This window comes from Ruegeria sp. CDSB114 (assembly GCF_059611025.1).
In genome coordinates this window covers 25647-42994 of the sequence record NZ_JBXWOT010000013.1, presented here as the reverse complement: position 1 = coordinate 42994, position 17348 = coordinate 25647, and the positions used below count along the sequence as shown (strand labels likewise).

At 57.8% G+C, this 17348-nt stretch carries 20 protein-coding genes; 6 read left to right on the top strand and 14 right to left on the bottom strand.

From position 1 onward, the window contains the following. Nucleotides 1–25 precede the first annotated feature (25 nt). Together AC2FIP_RS19290 and AC2FIP_RS19285 are read right to left on the bottom strand one after the other, a co-directional pair. Complete coding sequence (locus AC2FIP_RS19290; RefSeq protein ID WP_496750758.1) at nt 26–784, bottom strand: EcsC family protein; 759 nt, start codon at nt 782–784, stop codon at nt 26–28. A 53-nt stretch (nt 785–837) separates the two neighbouring features. Further along, the gene (locus AC2FIP_RS19285) at nt 838–1332 is read right to left on the bottom strand and encodes a GNAT family N-acetyltransferase (protein WP_142638024.1); all 495 of its coding nucleotides are present in this window, start codon (nt 1330–1332) and stop codon (nt 838–840) included. Nucleotides 1333–1403: 71 nt separating this feature from the next. Here AC2FIP_RS19285 and AC2FIP_RS19280 point away from each other — a divergent pair, with 71 nt between their 5' ends. After that, nucleotides 1404–2009 carry a flavin reductase family protein gene (locus tag AC2FIP_RS19280; protein ID WP_496707607.1) on the top strand — a complete coding sequence of 202 codons (606 nt, stop codon included), beginning with the start codon at nt 1404–1406 and terminating at the stop codon, nt 2007–2009. After that, nucleotides 2009–2647, top strand: coding sequence for a CatB-related O-acetyltransferase (locus tag AC2FIP_RS19275; RefSeq protein WP_496787766.1), 639 nt, complete (start codon nt 2009–2011; stop codon nt 2645–2647). The genes AC2FIP_RS19280 and AC2FIP_RS19275 overlap by 1 nt, the downstream gene beginning before the upstream one ends. 31 nt (nt 2648–2678) lie before the next feature. On the opposite strand, the gene AC2FIP_RS19270 is transcribed toward AC2FIP_RS19275, so the two are convergent. Then, nucleotides 2679–4313: a SulP family inorganic anion transporter gene (locus AC2FIP_RS19270; protein ID WP_496787765.1), complete on the bottom strand. Its 1635-nt coding sequence runs from the start codon at nt 4311–4313 to the stop codon at nt 2679–2681. 302 nt (nt 4314–4615) lie between these two features. On the opposite strand from AC2FIP_RS19270, the gene AC2FIP_RS19265 reads away from it, so the two are divergent. From AC2FIP_RS19265 to AC2FIP_RS19255, 3 genes are all read left to right on the top strand, one after another. Continuing rightward, nucleotides 4616–5488: an S-methyl-5'-thioadenosine phosphorylase gene (locus AC2FIP_RS19265; protein WP_496692881.1), complete on the top strand. Its 873-nt coding sequence runs from the start codon at nt 4616–4618 to the stop codon at nt 5486–5488. 100 nt (nt 5489–5588) lie between these two features. Next, on the top strand, nt 5589–6605 hold the full coding sequence (locus AC2FIP_RS19260) for a DUF418 domain-containing protein (RefSeq protein WP_496787764.1): 1017 nt from the start codon (nt 5589–5591) through the stop codon (nt 6603–6605). Nucleotides 6606–6656: 51 nt separating this feature from the next. Then, nucleotides 6657–7286, top strand: coding sequence for a LysE family translocator (locus AC2FIP_RS19255; RefSeq protein ID WP_496787762.1), 630 nt, complete (start codon nt 6657–6659; stop codon nt 7284–7286). A gap of 4 nt (nt 7287–7290) precedes the next feature. Here AC2FIP_RS19255 and AC2FIP_RS19250 read toward each other — a convergent pair whose 3' ends face one another. Beyond that, nucleotides 7291–7464 carry a hypothetical protein gene (locus tag AC2FIP_RS19250; protein WP_281995766.1) on the bottom strand — a complete coding sequence of 58 codons (174 nt, stop codon included), beginning with the start codon at nt 7462–7464 and terminating at the stop codon, nt 7291–7293. A 310-nt stretch (nt 7465–7774) separates the two neighbouring features. Here AC2FIP_RS19250 and AC2FIP_RS19245 point away from each other — a divergent pair, with 310 nt between their 5' ends. Beyond that, a complete protein-coding gene (locus tag AC2FIP_RS19245) occupies nt 7775–8314 on the top strand; it encodes an adenine phosphoribosyltransferase (RefSeq protein WP_142638010.1) in 540 nt (179 codons plus the stop codon). 12 nt (nt 8315–8326) lie between these two features. Here AC2FIP_RS19245 and AC2FIP_RS19240 read toward each other — a convergent pair whose 3' ends face one another. From AC2FIP_RS19240 to cyoE, 10 genes are all read right to left on the bottom strand, one after another. Beyond that, nucleotides 8327–9742 (bottom strand): FAD-binding oxidoreductase, encoded by a 1416-nt coding sequence (locus tag AC2FIP_RS19240; RefSeq protein WP_496787761.1) that lies wholly within the window; start codon nt 9740–9742, stop codon nt 8327–8329. Nucleotides 9743–9780: 38 nt separating this feature from the next. Next, nucleotides 9781–10599, bottom strand: a complete 819-nt coding sequence (locus tag AC2FIP_RS19235) for an MBL fold metallo-hydrolase (protein ID WP_496787814.1) — start codon at nt 10597–10599, stop codon at nt 9781–9783. Nucleotides 10600–10703: 104 nt separating this feature from the next. Beyond that, nucleotides 10704–11288, bottom strand: a complete 585-nt coding sequence (locus AC2FIP_RS19230; RefSeq protein WP_496787759.1) for a GNAT family N-acetyltransferase — start codon at nt 11286–11288, stop codon at nt 10704–10706. Beyond that, nucleotides 11288–12550 (bottom strand): M16 family metallopeptidase, encoded by a 1263-nt coding sequence (locus tag AC2FIP_RS19225; protein WP_142638002.1) that lies wholly within the window; start codon nt 12548–12550, stop codon nt 11288–11290. The genes AC2FIP_RS19230 and AC2FIP_RS19225 overlap by 1 nt, the downstream gene beginning before the upstream one ends. Beyond that, nucleotides 12547–13935 carry a threonine synthase gene (gene thrC / locus AC2FIP_RS19220; protein WP_496787758.1) on the bottom strand — a complete coding sequence of 463 codons (1389 nt, stop codon included), beginning with the start codon at nt 13933–13935 and terminating at the stop codon, nt 12547–12549. Before thrC ends, AC2FIP_RS19225 begins: the two co-directional genes overlap by 4 nt. Then, the gene (locus AC2FIP_RS19215) at nt 13932–14609 is read right to left on the bottom strand and encodes an SURF1 family protein (RefSeq protein WP_496703998.1); all 678 of its coding nucleotides are present in this window, start codon (nt 14607–14609) and stop codon (nt 13932–13934) included. The genes thrC and AC2FIP_RS19215 overlap by 4 nt, the downstream gene beginning before the upstream one ends. 155 nt (nt 14610–14764) lie before the next feature. Next, complete coding sequence (locus AC2FIP_RS19210) at nt 14765–15580, bottom strand: cytochrome c oxidase subunit 3 (protein WP_142637996.1); 816 nt, start codon at nt 15578–15580, stop codon at nt 14765–14767. 22 nt (nt 15581–15602) lie between these two features. Continuing rightward, nucleotides 15603–16178 (bottom strand): cytochrome c oxidase assembly protein, encoded by a 576-nt coding sequence (locus tag AC2FIP_RS19205; RefSeq protein ID WP_142637994.1) that lies wholly within the window; start codon nt 16176–16178, stop codon nt 15603–15605. Further along, the gene (locus tag AC2FIP_RS19200; protein WP_185956706.1) at nt 16178–16339 is read right to left on the bottom strand and encodes a cytochrome c oxidase system small membrane protein; all 162 of its coding nucleotides are present in this window, start codon (nt 16337–16339) and stop codon (nt 16178–16180) included. The genes AC2FIP_RS19205 and AC2FIP_RS19200 overlap by 1 nt, the downstream gene beginning before the upstream one ends. Then, entirely contained in the window at nt 16336–17292 is a 957-nt protein-coding gene (cyoE, locus tag AC2FIP_RS19195) for a heme o synthase (RefSeq protein ID WP_496787755.1), read from the bottom strand. The genes AC2FIP_RS19200 and cyoE overlap by 4 nt, the downstream gene beginning before the upstream one ends. Nucleotides 17293–17348: the final 56 nt, after the last annotated feature.

The following is a 17348-nucleotide window of genomic DNA, read 5'->3' as shown; positions in this document are numbered from 1 at the left end:
CGCCTGAAGAATGCCATATGAAGCGTTATTTTTCAATCCCTTGCATCCGCGCCTCAAGTTTGCGGATCAGAACCTCATGCGGAATATCGGCATCTACTGACAGCCGCCTCAGGCCAAAATGGACGCGGGCGATCTGTTGGTAATAGCGTGTATAGACATAATTCGTACCGCCGCCGGCTATGGCGCCCAACACAGGCACAGATTGCGCAGCCAGTTTTTGCCCCAAAACCACCGCCAGTTTCGGGGCAACGGCAGATATCAGCTTTTGCAAAGCTGGGCCTGTCAGGGTCAGGCGCGCCGAAAAGAAACCCAGATCCGCGCCGTCATCGAAAGACATCGGACCAGCGGCTGATAATACCCGGACACAGTCGAATTTGACACCATCCTCAGAAGGGTCAAACCCTTCGCGCGCCGCAGCGCCCTGAATTGAACGCAGCAGCATGGTCGTGGTTGCCGGTAACTCCATCAATGCGGTCGGAACGCCACCGATACCGCCTGCAGCTCCCATTGCTGTCGTCAGGGCCGTATTGACCCATGGCAACTGATCGGGCACCGCCCTACGCGACCCTTCAGCCGCGTTCATCGCAATCCAAAGCGCCTTTTCTGTCGCCCCGGTTAAGGCTTCGCGCACAGATGGCGGCAGCTGTTCAAGCAACGACTCTGCCGAGCCACCGACACTGTTCAACAACTTGACGCCCGGCCCTCCGGCGGATTGGTAGTATCCGGCCAAACGGTCCAATTCCGCTTCGGCATTGAGTTTTCCGACAAGAACCATGTCCTGCATAAGTACCCTCCTGCCCCTAGAACATCGGCACTTACCGCAACGGTTTCAATAGCTCAGCGGCTCCAGCGGGTTACCGGACCAGTTATTCCGTCCCATCCGCCGGGTATCAGGTCCACGCCAAGAACCCGATCCGGGTTGGTTGGCGGGGGCATCTCGACCCCGGTCAGACGGGTGAATCCAAACCGAGCATAATAGGGGGCATCCCCGACCAACATGACCCTGTCCCAACCCTTGGTTCGCCCGGCCCGCAATCCTTCGTGGATCAAAAATCCACCCAGTCCTTCACCTTGATGGGTCGGGTGGACGGCCACAGGGCCCAAAAGCAGCGCGTCCTGATCGCCAACATGCACGGGCCAGAATCTTATTGCACCGGCCAGGATATCCTGGCCGTCCCGCACCACCTGTGACAAGCCTGACATTGGCGGAACATCATCGCGCAGGCGATACGAAGACAGCGCTTCGCGCCCGGGCGCAAAACACAAATCGTACAAAGCCTCGACTTCCCACCAATCGTCCGGCTCCTCCGGCCTGATTACGAATTGCTGCACCCTGCCCTCTTTTCCTAGCTGGAATTCGCCCTAGCACTTCGTTACGCCTTGGGCAAACGCTTGGAGACCTTATGTTCTATCGCCCAGAAGACGGCCACGGCCTGCCACACAATCCGTTCAACGCCATTATCACCCCGCGCCCGATCGGCTGGATATCAACCCGTGGCGCGGATGGGACCAACAACCTCGCGCCCTATTCGTTCTTTAATGGTGTGGCCTACACACCCCCGCAGGTCATGTTTGCCTCGACCGGAACCAAGGCCGATCAGGACGGTGGAAAGGACAGCATCGCCAATATCGAGGCAACAGGCGTATTCTGCGTGAACGTTGTCGCCCACGCCCACCGCGACGCAATGAACGCCAGTTCAGCCGCGCTACCCAAACATGTCGACGAGTTCAAACACGCCGGCCTTACCGCAATCGAATGCGAGACCATCCCCTGCGCCCGTGTCGAAGGTGCCCCAGCCGCATTGGAATGCAAGCTCACGGAGATCGTGACCCTGCCCGGACAGGCGAACCGGGTTGTGTTCGGCGAAGTGACAGGAGTGCATCTGCACGACGACCATATGCGGGATGGCAAATTCGATGTGACGTCTTTCAAACCACTGGCACGGCTTGGCTACCGGGATTATTCGGTCGCGTCCGAGCTGTTCAGCCTTTCAAGACCGGATGACTAATGCCTTTACCTGACGCATCGCGCCGATACCCAATCACATTGCCTGACGGCTCGGACCACCCGGGAACGGTCTTCCTATCTCAGGCTATCGACCACCCCAGAATAGAAGCCGGTGAATACAGCTATGCGTCGGATTTCGACGCACCAGAGGATTGGGCGCAACGCCTTGCCCCTTATCTATTCCCGTTTTCCCGCGAAAAACTTGTCTTGGGTAGATTCTGTCAAATCGCCCACGGCGTCCGGTTCATCACTTCATCGGCCAATCACGCCATGAGCGGGGCGACATGCTATCCTTTTCCCGTTTTCGATTCCGAAAAGCTGTTGGAATATCAACCTGACAGGCGCGATACCGTGATCGGAAATGACGTTTGGATCGCATACGGTGCCTTGATCATGCCTGGCGCTAAAATCGGAGATGGCGCCATTATCGGTGCAGGATCCGTCGTGCGCGGAACAGTACCGCCTTATGCAATCGTGACAGGCAATCCTGCAGAAGTACGACGGTATCGGTTTGAGGCCGGTACAATCGACCGGCTGCTTGCTTTGAAGTGGTGGGATTGGCCAACTGATCTGATTACCGAAGCCGAAAGTGCTCTGCTGTCCGGAAACGTCGATATGCTGGAGCGTTTAGCCCCCTAAAAAAGGCGGCCCATTTGGCCGCCTTTCACAATCAGTGCCCACCCAGAATGCCGGTGCGAACAGAATAATCGACCGCCAGCGCGTAATCGGGGTCATCGTCGCTGTCGACCATCAAATGGCCTGCCTTGTTCAGCAGTTTGTGACAGTCACGACTGAGGTGACGGAGCATGACGCGCTTTCCTGCGGCTTCATATTTCGAAGCGATGTTCTCGATGGCCTGCAATGCCGACTGATCCACCACACGGCTTTCGGCAAAATCGACAATCACGGTTTCCGGGTCGTTTGAAACGTCGAATATCTCAACAAATCCCTCGGACGAACCAAAGAACAGCGGCCCTTGAATCTCGTAGACCTTTGCGCCTTTTTCCGTCAGTGAATCGCGGGTAATTGCATGGATACGCTTGGCGTTATTCCAAGCATAAGCCAGGGCCGAGACGATCACACCAACAACAACCGCTACCGCCAGGTCCTCCATCACGGTCACGACAGTCACCAGCACGATGACAAACGCGTCCATCAAGGGCACTTTGCGCATGATCTTGAACGAGTTCCAGGCGAAGGTCCCGATCACCACCATGAACATGACCCCGACCAAAGCGGCCAATGGAATCTGCTCAATCAGCGGGGAGGCGAACAGGATGAATACCAACAGGAACAGCGCCGCTGCGATACCGGCAATGCGCGTGCGCCCACCTGATTTCACGTTGATCATGGACTGACCTATCATGGCACAGCCGCCCATGCCTCCGAAAAAGCCAGTGGCCACATTGGCAAACCCTTGGGCGATACATTCTTGCGAGGCACCACCACGTTTGCCGGTGATTTCGCCAACAAGGTTCAGCGTCAGAAGCGACTCGATCATGCCGATCGCTGCCAATATGACGGCGTATGGCAGGATGATCTCAAACGTCTCCCAGTTCAGCGGCACCATCGGGATGTGGAACGGCGGCAAGCCACCTTCGATCGAGGCAAGATCGCCCACCCGTGGGACGTCCAGTCCAAAACCAATCACCAATGCTGCGACGACCATGATCCCTGCCAAAGGCGCCGGGACAATGCGTGTAATGCGCGGCACGATAAGGATCACCGCCATAGTCAGGCCGACCAGACCCAACATAGTAAAAAGCTGAATACCGGAAAGCCATTCGCCACCGCTCATGCCATGGCCCGTGTTTTCCATGCTGCCGGGAACTTTGAACTGGCCCATCTGGGCCAGAAAAATCACGATGGCCAATCCGTTCACAAACCCCAGCATCACTGGATGTGGTACCAGCCTGATAAAACGCCCCCAGTGCATCGCCCCTGCGATCAGCTGCAGTATTCCCATCAAAACCACTGTAGCGAAGAGGTATTCGACCCCATGTTCTGCCACCAAGGCAACCATCACCACGGCCAGCGCCCCGGTTGCGCCCGAAATCATACCCGGACGGCCACCAATCAGTGCAGTGATCAGCCCCACCATGAACGCAGCATACAAACCAACCAGAGGATGCACGCCCGCGACAAACGCAAAGGCCACCGCCTCAGGGACCAAAGCAAGTGCAACCGTCAGGCCGGACAGCAGCTCGATCCGAAGGCGCGAGACGGTCAGGCCCTCATCCGGAACCCAACGAAGATCAGGTTTGGCGATACGATTGGCAAAGCTTGCCAGCATAGCTCGGGGCATAGGGCGTCCTGTTGGTTTATGGGTTCGCGCGAAAAAGGGACTTCTATCTGTGAACCGGTTTTTGAGCCACCGCATCAGGCGGGAGGCTGATATGCGCAGCACGCATAGCACATATCTCGCGAATAGGTGAATTGATGTCGGTTCGTTGCCGTCACACCTTGGCTTGATGCTCTGCCTGGCTCGGATAGCAACGACCCGAATCCCTGCGAAAAAAGTGATAGAACCACCGGGCGATCACCCTTGTCAAACCATGCAGCGCAGCGCACAAATCGCTGAACAGGCACCAAAATCGGAGAAAACCAGTGACCCAGACCAAGATTGCCGTCATCGGCGGATCAGGCATTTACGACATCGACGGATTGGAGAATGCGCAATGGGTCTCGGTTGAAACGCCTTGGGGTAAGCCTTCGGACCAAATACTGACCGGCGCGCTGAACGGCATCGAGATGGCGTTCCTGCCTCGCCACGGGCGTGGCCACATTCATTCGCCGACGGACGTGCCCTATCGCGCCAACATCGACGCGCTGAAACGTCTGGGGGTTACGGATGTGATCTCGATCTCGGCCTGCGGATCGTTCCGCGAGCATATGGCGCCCGGAGATTTTGTTGTCGTCGACCAGTTCATCGATCGCACCTTTGCGCGGGACAAGAGCTTTTTTGGCTCTGGCTGCGTGGCCCATGTCAGCGTTGCACACCCAACCTGCCCGCGTTTGTCAGATGCTTGTGAGACTGCTGGCAAGGCCGCCGGCATCACCATTCATCGCGACGGCACCTATCTGGCGATGGAGGGGCCGCAATTCTCGACACTGGCGGAATCCAAAATGTACCGCGAGCATTGGGGCTGCGATGTGATCGGAATGACCAACATGCCCGAGGCTAAACTCGCCCGAGAGGCCGAGCTTTGTTATGCTTCGATCGCGATGGTCACCGACTATGACAGTTGGCACCCGGACCATGGAGAGGTCGACGTGACCGCCATTATCGCCACCCTGACCGGGAACGCCGAAAAAGGCCGGGCCCTGGTCAAGGGCTTGCCAGAGTTGCTGGGGGCAGAGCGCCTGCCCTGCCCGCACGGGTGTGACCGGGCGCTGGAATACGCGATCCTGACCGCGCCAGAAAAACGTGATCCGGCGCTGCTGACGAAACTGGACGCAGTCGCGGGGCGGGTGCTCTAGCGATTGGTATCAGCGCCTATTCCGGTCGGCCGCATCAGTACTTAACCGAAAGGCAGCCTTTTAAGTTCGGTACGGGCGGCAGGGAACGAAGAGGATAGGAATGAAACGGCTCGAGGCCCTGGACGCCGCACGCTTTCTGGCATTTTGCGGCATGGTGCTGGTGAACTTTCGCATCGCGGCGCAGGTCAAACCGACAGATGACTGGGCATCGGCGCTTGTCGATGCACTGGAAGGTCGTGCTGCTGCATTGTTTGTCATTCTGGCCGGGATCGGTATTAGCCTGTCCAGCCCTTCTGCTGGAATTCTGTCACGACGGGCTGCATTTCTGTTCGTACTTGGCCTGATCAACATGACCATGTTTGAGGCCGATATCCTGCATTTCTATGCATTGTATTTTGTTGTCGGCGCGGCGTTTCTGTCCTCGTCCATCTTTGGTTTGTGGCTTGGCGCATGCAGTGTCGTTGTCCTGGCCGTTCTCGCCAATCTTATCTTTGACTATGATCAGGGATGGGACTGGGTTTCCCTGACCCATACCGACCTGTGGACGATACCGGGCTTTGTACGAAACTTGCTGTTCAATGGTTGGCACCCCGTTCTACCTTGGGCAGCGTTCTTGCTGATCGGTATGGCGATTGGGCGATCGCAACTACAGACGGTCTGTGTTCAGCACCGGTTGATCATGTGGGGATTTGGCGCAGCGGTTCTGGCCCTGTTTCCACAAAAGCTGGCAACCGATCCTGACCTGGTGGCCTATCTGGGCACTCAATCCATCCCTCCCGGGCCGTTTTACATTTTGGCCGGGGCTGGATCCGCCTGCGTGGTGATCGGCCTGTTGCTAAAGCTCTGGCCGCGGATTCAAGGGCTGGGCGCCGCGATGGCGCTGACTGCGCCCGGACGGCAAAGCCTGACGCTTTATATTGCGCATATCGTAATCGGGATGGGCATTCTGGAAGAGGCCGGCCTGCTGGACGGATCGCTCAGCGCGCCACAGATCGTTGGCTACGCCTTGGGTTTCTGCGTGCTGTCCTCAGGATTTGCGCTGCTATGGTTCCTGCGCTTCAGACGCGGACCACTTGAGGCGTTGATGCACCGCGTGACCCGGCCCTCAGGGGCTTGACCTTTGCTCGTCACCAAAGCTTGATACCCGCGTATCTTATTCGGAGATCACATGCCCTTTGACATCTGGCTGGCCTTTGTGGCCGCATCCACCGCTTTGCTGCTGATCCCCGGCCCCACTGTGCTGCTGGTGCTCAGCTATGCGCTGTCCAAAGGCCGCAGCGTTGCCGTAGCCTCGGCCACCGGGGTGGCGGTTGGCGATTTGGTGGCCATGACGGCCTCATTGCTGGGATTGGGGGCATTGGTTCTGGCCTCAGCTACGTTGTTTTCTGCCCTAAAGTGGGTCGGCGCGGCCTATCTGGTCTGGCTGGGCATCAAGTTACTGCGCAGCGCACCGTCGGCGGGGCTGCAGGCGGTTGAACCCGGCGCAGATATCACTGCGCGAGGCGTCTTTGGTCACGCGGCCGCTGTAACCGCCCTGAACCCCAAATCGATTGCGTTCTTTATCGCCTTCGTGCCGCAATTCCTGCGCCCTACCGAACCTTTGGGCCCTCAATTCGCGATCCTGATAGGCACTTTCGTTGGGCTGGCCTGGTTGAACGCATTGGCCTATGCCCTTTTGGCAGATCGGCTGCGCCATATGATCGGCCGCGCAAGCACCATTCGCGCATTGACGCGTTTCGGGGGGCTGACCCTGATCGGTATGGGGATCGCCACATCAATCCTGCGTCGCCCGGCCTGAGGGCCTATTCTGCAGTGTGATCATTCATAAATCCGCGAATAAACCGCCTGATTTCTCGCGCCGCCGACGTGTCGAGTTCCCTGCACAGCTCTACAAAAGCATCGCGCTCGCCACGATCCAGCCGCAGAACCAGCTGGCTGTCCTTTTTGGCTGAAACCTTACGATCTGTCCCTGACATGCACTTTGTCTCCAAAAGACTTCAGAAGGAATGAAACGTATATACTAAGTATATAGAAAACATATGATGGGCAGCTAACAACCTTGCGGAATCTTTGCAAGTAGCCTGTGTTCAATTCAGGTAATTCTTTTTCGGAACCAACGCATTGGCTAAAAAAGACGACGTCTTGGGAAACCTATCTGGTTTTTCGGTGAGATAGGCAATCGCACGTTCTAGGAAGATTGCAAGCCAGCCATTCATTCTGTTCTTGCATGACCGTCCCCGATGGGCCAAACAACCCAGCGTGTTTTGACGCCAGAAGGGGTTGGTCATGTCAAGAAACAAGTCGGTCAAGGATTACATCCGAACCATCGTCGATTTTCCGCACGAAGGGATCATGTTTCGGGATGTCACCACCTTGTTTGCGGACCCGCGCGGGTTTCGCATGGCGATTGACCAGATGTTGCACCCCTATGCTGGCGAACAGATCGACAAGGTCGTGGGGCTTGAGGCGCGCGGTTTCATTTTGGGCGGCGCCATCGCTCATCAGCTGAGCGTCGGTTTCGTCCCCATCCGCAAAAAGGGCAAGCTGCCCGGCACAACAATCAGCCAAGATTACACGCTGGAATACGGCGAGGCTATCGTCGAGATTCACGATGATGCCATCCAACCGGGTGAGAAAATTCTCGTCGTGGATGACCTGCTGGCCACCGGAGGCACCGCCGCCGCCGGGATCAAACTGATCGAACGGCTGGGCGGCGAGATCGTGTCATGTTCCTTCATCATTGACCTGCCAGAACTGGGCGGGCGCAAGGTTCTGGAAGAGATGGGCATGGATGTTCATGTCCTGTGCGAATTCGAAGGACTCTGATCGATCCCACAGTTACAGCCGCAGGACCGCGCCGGGGTTCATGATCCCTTTGGGGTCCAACGCCGATTTGATCGCCCGCATCGCGCTCAATTTGACCGGATCGCCATATCGTTCCAAATCATTGGTCTTCAATCGCCCGATACCGTGCTCTGCGCTGACGGATCCCTGAAACTCATGCACAAGGTCATGAACGGCCCTTTTTACCTTCGCACTTTCGGCGTCATACTCTGACCGGGAATGCCCGTTTGGCGGAAACACATTGTAATGTAGGTTCCCGTCGCCCAGATGCCCAAAACAGTTCACCCGATACGGACCAAGCGCGGCCACAACATCTGCACCACGCCGGATAAATTCTGGGATGGCCGAGATCGGCACCGAGATATCGTGGCTTGAGACCGACCCGATCAGCCGGTTTGCATCCGGAATACGCTCGCGCACGGACCACATGTCCTGCCGCTGCACCTCGCTTTGTGCAATCACCGCATCGGTGACCAGCCCACGTGCCTCAGCGGCCTCGTACAGCACCTCAAACGCGGTTTCAGGAGATTGTCCCATCGACAAGCCAATCTCGATCAGTACAGACCATTCGGGCGGCTCGGCAAAAGCCTGCCGCGTGTCTGGCAGAACCTCACTCAGGAACAAAAGCCCCTGTTGGTGAATCAGTTCAAATGCGCTGACGCTGCCCCCCATGAGGTCCCGCGCCAGCGCCAGCAAATCAACCGCCGCTTCGGCAGAGGTGACCTGAACCATGGCCGTTCCAAACGCCTCAGGGCGGGGAAACAGCTTGAGTGCCGCCGCAGTGATGATCCCTAGCGTCCCTTCGGCCCCAATCAAAAGATTGCGCAGATCATACCCGGTATTGTCCTTTCGCAACCGGCTGAGCCCATGCCAGATTTCGCCGCTTGGTAGAACCGCCTCAAGGCCCAGACACAGGTCACGGGCGTTTCCATAGCGCAACACGTTAACCCCCCCTGCATTTGTCGACAGGTTCCCTCCGATCCTACATGACCCCTGTGAGGCAAGGGAGAGTGGAAATAACCGGTTCGCACCTTCGGCAGCCGCCTGCACATCTGCAAGGATCACACCACCTTCTGCAATCATCACATTCTCTGTCGGATAGACAGCCCGGATCGCTGTCATCCGCTCTAGCGAGATCAGCAAAGGCGCAGGCCCGTCCGACGTCACCTGACCGCCAACCACACCAGTGCCGCCCCCATATGGCACCACCGGGACCGATGCCTCGGCAGCCAATCGGATCAGAACCGCCACCTCCTCGGCCGTTCTGGGCACCGCAAGCACCCCCGCCTGCCCGGAAATCCGACGGCGCGGCTCCTCGAGATATCGCGCGGTGACCGGTCGCAGCACTTCATCCGGCAAGGCGGCGCGAATTGATTGGGCGAATTGATCGTCTGCGGGATTCAGGGTCATGCCCATTCCTTGCCCAAGGCAACGGGTCCCGACAAGCCCTATTCCAACTCGATCAGGTATTGCGGCTCTAACACAACCACCGTTGGCCGGTCCGGAAGTGAGCGCAGGGATACGGTGATTTCCGACACGCCATCGCGCTCAACCGGGAAATCGCCCCTGACATCCGCCAGAAACCGATCCAGCGAATAGTCCGAAAACCAATGCATCGGAATAACGACCGAGCTTTTCAATCGTTTCAGAACCGAGATCATCTCGGGCAGCGGCATGGTCGTCCCGCCATCAACGGCGGCCATGACAACATCTAACCGCCCAAGGGCCGCAAATTGCGCGTCCGATGGGACGTGGTGCAGATGACCCAGATGCCCGATACACAAGCCCGCCACCTCAAACACAAAGATCGAATTGCCACGTTCTTCGACCCCGCCATAAACAGAACGGATATCGGTCGAGACATTGCGCACCAGCATCTCGTCCAGATCCAGATGATGTTCGATCCCCTCCCCGAACACGCCCCACCCCTCCAGCACATGCGGAATGGCGGGATCAGGGTATTCGGTCCAATGGGTGCCATGGGCGTGGTTCATCGTCACCACATCGGGAATCAGACTGGCCCCGCCGATGAACCCGGTGAAATCCGTCACGGCGTTCAACCCGCCCTGCGTCTGGATCAGGAAAGACGCATGCGCGACATAGCTGATCCGAACCGAATGCTCCGGCACCGGATCCTGCCAGGCTGCTTTATGCAGGTACTCGATCCCCGGCGCCGCATCCGCAATGGCGATGCAATGGCTTGGCCGACGCTCCTGCGCCACAGCCCCGCCCGAGATCACCATCAATGCAAAAACCACCCAGCGCATGACGTGATTGTAGCGCAAGAGCCCGCCAAGTCATGCCCCTAGTTCATCTGGCCAAAAATACCTCGGGGTTTGGGGCAGAGCCCCAATGGCCTCACCGAGGCCACCTACCCGGCTTCGGTCTTCCCGCGCCGGTCCGACCGCAGACAGGCATATAACACATGCGTTCGCCAGCGCCCGTCAATCTGCAGATAGGACTGCGCCACGCCTTCGTATTTAAAGCCCGAGCTTTCCAGCAATCCGCGCGAGGGTTTGTTTTCGGGCAGGCAGGCCGCCTCGATCCGGCTCAGGTCTAAACGCGTGAAGGCATGATGGACCACCGCGCCAATAGCCTCGCGCATATACCCGTTGCGAGCAAAGGCTTGGCCCGTCCAATAGCCCAGGGTCCCCGCCTGTGCTGGGCCACGGCGCACATTGTCCAGGGTGATCGCACCGACCAGCAGGTCATCAGATCGCCGGAACAGAAATAACGGAATCGCCGTCCCACTCGCAACCGAGCGCTGCGCCCAGTAGACCCGGTTAGTAAAGGATTTCCGGCTCAAGTGGTCCGAGGCCCAGATCGGCTCCCACCGGGTCAGAAAGTCTTTGGACGAGCGTCGCAGCGCCGCCCAGTCGTTAAAATCGGAGTGCACGGGCGGGCGCAAGCTGAGCCGCTCGGTTTCAAGTTTCAGCTTGCGTCTGCCCAGAAGCATCACGCCGCGCGCCTCTCCTGCAAGTCCGCGAGTGTGGGTGCACCTGATACCGGACCATACAGCGCCAGCGCCGCTGGCGCTTGTGCTGCTATCTGTTCGGCAAAGCTGCGGACATCTTCGGTGCTGACCGCGTCAATCTTGGCGACTGTATCCTCAAGCGACGGCACCCGTCCCCAGATCTGCACCAGACGCGCCAGACGCTCGGCCCGGTTCGAGGGGCTTTCCAGCCCCATCAGCATTCCGGCCTTCATTTGCGCACGAGCACGGGCGACCTCTTCGGGGCTCATATCCTCGGCGGCACGTTTCATTTCGTCAATGGTGATCGTCGCCAACTCACCGATCTGATCCGCAGATGTGCCCGCGTAGATCGTGGTAGTGCCGGTGTCGGCATAGGCGCCGGCCTGGGCAAAGATCGTATAGCAAAGCCCGCGTGTTTCCCGAACTTCCTGAAACAAGCGCGAAGACATACCCCCGCCCAGCGCGGTCGAATAAATCTGCGCGGTATAGATCGCGTCGTCGCGATAGCCAGGGCTTTCCAGCGCCAAAGCGAAATGAGCTTGCTCCAGTTCTTTTTCCTGCCGCGCCTCACCACCGGTAAATCGGGCCACTTCAGGGATCAAACCCTTGCGTGGTTGCAGGTGACCAAACATCTCTTCGGCCGTTTTCATCAGTGCATCATGATCAACCGCACCAGCAGCGGATAGGATCATCTGTTCAGGGCCATAATGCTCGGCCACGAAACCCGACAGATCCTCGCGCGAGAATGCGCTGACGCGTTCAGTGGGGCCAAGTATGGTCCGGCCCAGGGGCTGGTCGTGATAGCTCTGCTCTTGCAGCCAATCAAAGATTACATCGTCGGGCGTGTCATAGGCCTGACCGATTTCCTGTAGGATCACACCGCGTTCGACCTCAATCTCGCGCGGATCGAAGATCGGGTTCAGGACGATGTCACCGATGACATCCATCGCCAGCGCCACATCGTCTTTTAGAACGCGCGCGTAATAGGCCGTCACCTCGCGCGAAGTATAGGCGTTGATATACCCGCCCACATCCTCGATCGCTTCGGCAATTTGCAGCGCGGATCGCCGTTTGGTTCCCTTGAACGCCATATGCTCAAGGAAATGGGCTATGCCATTCTGTTCGATCCGCTCATTGCGCGCACCGGCGGTTACCCAGATGCCTATGGCCGCAGATTGCAGCCCCGGCATATGTTCACTGACGATACGGAAGCCGTTCTTCAGTTGGTCTTGTCTGACAGTCACTCGGCGATATGCCCTTTGATATGATCCTCAAGGGCGCCCAGATCATTGGCGATGCGGGTCACCCGTTCCGGACGTTCATACAGATCAGACATGCGAGAGGGAAGAGGCGGATGTACGCCACTCGCCTTCTCGACCGCAGCCGGGAACTTGGCCGGGTGTGCGGTCGCCAAAGTGATCATCGGGACGTTCGCGTCGCGGTGCTCCTCGGCAACTTTGATACCCACGGCAGTATGGGGGCAGACCAGTTCGGTGCTGTGGGCCAGCGTGGCTGTGATCGTCGCCAGTGTTTCCTCTTCGGACACGCGGCCCGAGTCGAAGCTTTCGCGCAACGCTTCCATCGCGCCTTGGCTGACATTGAAGCCGCCCGTCTTCAGCTCGTCCATCAGCTGAGCCACAGAATTGCCATCCTCGTCATAGGCATAATACAGCGCCCGTTCAAAGTTCGAGCTGACTTGAATATCCATCGAAGGGCTGATCGAAGGGATCGTGTTTCCCTTGAAATACCCTTCGCCTGCCAGGCACCGATGCAGAATGTCATTCTGGTTGGTCGCCACTACCAACCGGTCAATCGGCAAGCCCATGCGTTTGGCCAGATAGCCCGCAAAAATGTCGCCGAAATTGCCTGTCGGCACGGTAAAGCTGACCTTGCGATGCGGTGCGCCAAGGCTGACGGCGGCCGAGAAGTAATAGACGATCTGTGCCAGCACGCGGGCAAAGTTGATCGAGTTCACCCCCGCCAGTTTCACACCGTCACGGAAGTCGAAATCGTTGAACATATCTTTCAGCGCGGCCTGACAGTCGTCAAAGTCCCCGTCGACGGCCAGAGCATGCACATTGCCGTCCGCAGGTGTGGTCATCTGACGACGCTGCACCTCAGATACACGGCCATGCGGATACAGGATAAACACGTCTACCGCATCCAGCCCCCGGAACGCCTCAATCGCGGCAGAACCGGTATCACCGCTGGTCGCGCCCACGATAGTCACCCGATCCCCGCGACGCTTCAGCGCTACCTGGAACAACTGACCGATTAGCTGCATGGCGAAGTCTTTGAAGGCCAGTGTCGGGCCGTGAAACAACTCCAGCAGGAAGTGGTTCTCGTTCAACTGCTTCAACGGTGCGCGGGCGTCATGGCCGAACCCTTTATAGGCGCGGGCAATGATCTGTTTGAACTCATCTTCCCCAAATGATCCGCTGACATAGGGCCACATCACGCGAAAGGCGATGTCCTCATAGGACAGGCTGGCCAAAGCAGCGATGTCATCCTGGCTCATCACCGGGATCTCGGCGGGCAGATACAGGCCGCCGTCGCGGGCCAGCCCGGTCAGCATCGCCTCTTCAAAACTCAGTTCGGGCGCCTGCCCGCGGGTTGAGACATATTTCATTGCGCTTCACTTTCTGATGGGGCGCGACCGCGCCACAGGAAATAACCAGTCATCGCAGCCCAGACCAAAGCCAGGCCAAACCATGTGATCGCGTATCCCAGATGATCATTCGGGATGCCCGCAGTGTCCACTGGCAGAGGGGTCACATTCGGATCGGTTTGGGACCGTGCGATCAGCAGAACCGGGTCGGTTCCCAGAGCTGCGGCAAGAGCGGGAACATCGCGGGCAAACCAGATATTAGCAGACAAATCGGGTTCGGGCGTATAGCCGTCGATCTCATCCGGCCAGTGCAGATTGCCCGTCAGTTCGATCTGCCCGGTTTGTCTTTCAACCTGTTTGGCAGTGGTTGGGATAAAACCGCGATCGACCAGAATAGTCCGGTCGCCAGTATCGAAAGCTTGGATAACTCGATAGCCAGCGCCTACTTGTTTCACCGAAACCAGAACATGGATTTCACCCGGCTGCATCTCACCCTGGACGAAAACCGGTAAGTACTTGTCCCGTGTCTCGGAAGGCTGCTGCGGCAGGGAAACAGGTTCGGCGGAGATCCGGTCGTTAATCTCGGCCAACACGTCTTGTTTCCACCCAAGCCGCTGTACCTGCCAGACGCCCAGCGACACAAGTACGCCCAGACCGGCGAGCCCGAAGATCAGCAGGAAAGTTATGCGGCGCATGGCGGGGTCAAACCTTGTTGCAGAAACCGGCGTCTTGTTAAGGGCGGTGTGAACTGAATTGCAACCACCCATTTGTATCGGGTGCAATCTTGCACCCTGATAGAGAAAAAGCCGCCCTTGGGGGCGGCTTTTGCAATTTTGTTACCGGTCCGGCGTCAGATCAAAGGGGCTTGTCCCCAGATATAGACTGCGAAGAACAGGAACAGCCAGACAACGTCAACAAAGTGCCAGTACCAGGCCGCGGCCTCGAAACCGACGTGCTTTTCCGGCGTGAAATCACCCTTCAGTGCCCGGATCAAACAGACCGACAAGAAGATGGTGCCGATAATCACGTGGAAGCCGTGAAAGCCGGTTGCCATGAAGAAGTTCGAATAGAACTGATCACCACCGAATTTCCAGCCCTCATGGGCCAGCAATTCGTAGTACTCAAAGCCCTGCAGAGCGGTAAAGGCGATGCCCAAAACGATACCAATAGCGAGGCCGTTGATCAGCGCCTTGCGGTCATTGTCATGCACCAGCGCGTGGTGCGCCCAGGTGATGGCACAGCCCGAAAGCAGCAGGACCAGCGTGTTGATCAGCGGCAAGTGGAACGGGTCAACCGCGTGGATATCCGGCTGGATGTACTCGGTGCCCGCATAGTCGTACATCGGGTACATGCGGTGTTTGAAGAACGACCAGAACCAGGCGAAGAAGAACATCACCTCGGACATCACGAATAGGATGAACCCATAGCGCAGGCCAATGCGCACGACCGGCGTGTGATCGCCTACACGGCTTTCGGCCACCACTTCGGACCACCAGGCGAACATGGTGTAAAGAACCGCGACAAGACCGGCCCAGAACATGTAGGAGGTGACGCCGTGCATCCAGAGGACGGCTCCGAACAACATCACAAAGCCGCCCGCGGCGCCGATCAGTGGCCAGATCGAAGGGGTCAGAATGTGGTAATCATGATTTTTTGCGTGTGCCATCAGCGTCCCTCACCTACAGGCGTTAGTTCTTGTTTGTATCAGCCTGAACATCAAGGGCGGCATAGCCCTCGGGCAGGTCAATTTCGTAGAATGTATACGACAGAGTGATCGTATGCACATATTTGGCTTCCAGATCCTCGACCATTTCGGGATCGACGAAAAAGCTCACCGGCATCTGAACCCGTTCTCCGGGTTGCAACACCTGTTCTTCAAAACAGAAACAGGCGATCTTCTGGAAATACCCACCGGCCGAATAAGGCGCAACGTTGTAAGACGCCTGACCGGCAATCGGGCGGTCCGTGGGGTTATATGCCTCATAGAAGGCCAGGCCCGTTTCACCGATGCGGATTTCCATCTGGCGCTCGACCGGCTTAAATTCCCAGGCCATGTCTTTCGCCTTTGAGGCGTCAAAGCGAACGGTAACAGTGCGCTCAAGGATGTCCTCTGGCGCGGCTTCAGCCACTCCGGTTGTGCCGCCATACCCGGTGACCCGGCAAAACCAGTCGTAAAACGGTACCGAAGCCCAGGCGAGGCTGCCCATCAGAACAACAACGCCGACGGTTTGCACGACGGTTTTTTGCGGCCCCGTGAGCGCCATCAGTTCTGCACCTCTTGCATGGCCCTGTTAAAATCGGTCCCTGAGACCTTGACGATTGTCAGCCCAAAGATCAGCACGATGAATGCAGCAAGCGTCAGGCCAACGCCCAGATTTCGGCTGAACCGACGTTGATGCAACTCATGGCTTTTGCGCAGGCTCATGCCCAGCCTCCCAGCCCGAAAGGCTTCAGCAGTGCTTCGGCAAGGATCGCGCCGAAATGCAGGAAAAGATACAGCAGCGAGAGCTTGAAAAAGCCACGCTCAACTTTGAAGTTATCAGCCTCGGAGTCATCCTCGCTCCGACGCGAGATTACCCATGCTCCGCGCAGGAACAACGCGTTCAGTACAATAGCAACGGTCAGATAGATCGGACCGCCGATTGCCGAAAATCCGGTTCCAATCGCAAGCACTGCCAACAGAACGGTATAGACCAGAATATGCCAGCGCGTCGCCCGCCGACCATGGGTTACCGTCAACATCGGCACACCCGCATCGTCGTAATCCGACCGCATAAACAGGGCCAGCGCCCAGAAATGCGGCGGCGTCCACATGAAGGTGAGGGCAAACATCAGCCAAGGTTCGACGGACATGGATCCGGTTGCAGCGACCCAGCCGATGACCGGCGGGAAAGCCCCAGCTGCGCCGCCAATCACGATGTTCTGTGGCGTCGAGCGCTTGAGCCACATCGTGTAGACAACGACATAGAAGAAGATGGTGAAGCCCAGAAAGGCTCCGGCGAACCAGTTGGTTGCAAGACCCAACATGATCACCGACAGGCCGGACAGTGCCAGGCCCAAGGCCATCGCTTCGCCCTCTTGTACCTTGCCCGACGGTATTGGGCGACCTTTGGTGCGATTCATAACGCGGTCGATATCTGCATCCCACCACATGTTCAGCGCGCCGGATGCGCCACCTCCGATGGCAATGAACAATATCGCGCAGAACCCAACGAACGGATGTACCGGTACCGGCGCTGCCAGCAGACCAACAAGCGCCGTGAATACAACCAGCGACATCACGCGCGGCTTCAGCAGGGCGAAGTAATCGCCAAAGCTGGCCTCATTCGCATACGCTTGGGCGGTCGTTTGGCTTGCATTGATGCTTGCGTCGCTCATCTCGGGTCCTTTTGGGGCGAAGGCTGTGCGATCTCTCGCACAGCCTGCATCTTGTA

Bases quoted from the DNA above. Each gene is read 5' to 3' on its own strand.
- AC2FIP_RS19290 (WP_496750758.1), bottom strand. From the start codon at position 784: ATGCAGGACATGGTTCTTGTCGGAAAACTCAATGCCGAAGCGGAATTG.
- AC2FIP_RS19280 (WP_496707607.1), top strand. From the start codon at position 1,404: ATGTTCTATCGCCCAGAAGACGGCCACGGCCTGCCACACAATCCGTTC.
- AC2FIP_RS19275 (WP_496787766.1), top strand. From the start codon at position 2,009: ATGCCTTTACCTGACGCATCGCGCCGATACCCAATCACATTGCCTGAC.
- AC2FIP_RS19270 (WP_496787765.1), bottom strand. From the start codon at position 4,313: ATGCCCCGAGCTATGCTGGCAAGCTTTGCCAATCGTATCGCCAAACCT.
- AC2FIP_RS19260 (WP_496787764.1), top strand. From the start codon at position 5,589: ATGAAACGGCTCGAGGCCCTGGACGCCGCACGCTTTCTGGCATTTTGC.
- AC2FIP_RS19255 (WP_496787762.1), top strand. From the start codon at position 6,657: ATGCCCTTTGACATCTGGCTGGCCTTTGTGGCCGCATCCACCGCTTTG.
- AC2FIP_RS19250 (WP_281995766.1), bottom strand. From the start codon at position 7,464: ATGTCAGGGACAGATCGTAAGGTTTCAGCCAAAAAGGACAGCCAGCTG.
- AC2FIP_RS19245 (WP_142638010.1), top strand. From the start codon at position 7,775: ATGTCAAGAAACAAGTCGGTCAAGGATTACATCCGAACCATCGTCGAT.
- AC2FIP_RS19240 (WP_496787761.1), bottom strand. From the start codon at position 9,742: ATGACCCTGAATCCCGCAGACGATCAATTCGCCCAATCAATTCGCGCC.
- AC2FIP_RS19235 (WP_496787814.1), bottom strand. From the start codon at position 10,599: ATGCGCTGGGTGGTTTTTGCATTGATGGTGATCTCGGGCGGGGCTGTG.
- AC2FIP_RS19230 (WP_496787759.1), bottom strand. From the start codon at position 11,288: ATGCTTCTGGGCAGACGCAAGCTGAAACTTGAAACCGAGCGGCTCAGC.
- thrC (WP_496787758.1), bottom strand. From the start codon at position 13,935: ATGAAATATGTCTCAACCCGCGGGCAGGCGCCCGAACTGAGTTTTGAA.
- AC2FIP_RS19215 (WP_496703998.1), bottom strand. From the start codon at position 14,609: ATGCGCCGCATAACTTTCCTGCTGATCTTCGGGCTCGCCGGTCTGGGC.
- AC2FIP_RS19210 (WP_142637996.1), bottom strand. From the start codon at position 15,580: ATGGCACACGCAAAAAATCATGATTACCACATTCTGACCCCTTCGATC.
- AC2FIP_RS19205 (WP_142637994.1), bottom strand. From the start codon at position 16,178: ATGGCGCTCACGGGGCCGCAAAAAACCGTCGTGCAAACCGTCGGCGTT.
- AC2FIP_RS19200 (WP_185956706.1), bottom strand. From the start codon at position 16,339: ATGAGCCTGCGCAAAAGCCATGAGTTGCATCAACGTCGGTTCAGCCGA.
- cyoE (WP_496787755.1), bottom strand. From the start codon at position 17,292: ATGAGCGACGCAAGCATCAATGCAAGCCAAACGACCGCCCAAGCGTAT.